This window comes from Paraburkholderia sp. SIMBA_030, from assembly GCF_046535245.1.
GTDB lineage: Bacteria > Pseudomonadota > Gammaproteobacteria > Burkholderiales > Burkholderiaceae > Paraburkholderia.
The window spans coordinates 1-270 of the sequence record NZ_JAWRXB010000577.1; the positions used below are offsets into that span (position 1 = coordinate 1).

The window sequence follows — 270 nt, forward strand, 5'->3', positions numbered from 1 at the left end:
AGTCCACGGTTTCGACGGCACGCAGGGCCACGACCCAGGCGTAGCGACGGCCGTCACCCACGACACCCACCGACTTGACCGGCTGGAACACCACGAAGGCCTGGCTGGTCTTGTGGTACCAGTCGGCCTTGCGCAGTTCTTCGATGAAGATGTGGTCGGCGCGACGCAGGATGTCGGCGTATTCCTTCTTCACTTCACCCAGGATGCGCACGCCCAGGCCCGGGCCTGGGAACGGGTGGCGGTAGACCATGTCGTACGGCAGGCCCAGCT

1 pseudogene is annotated in these 270 nt (G+C 65.2%); it reads right to left on the reverse strand.

Annotated elements, in window-relative coordinates:
• A pseudogene (locus SB772_RS41265) lies at window positions 1-270 on the reverse strand (GMP synthase (glutamine-hydrolyzing)); the annotation flags it as partial.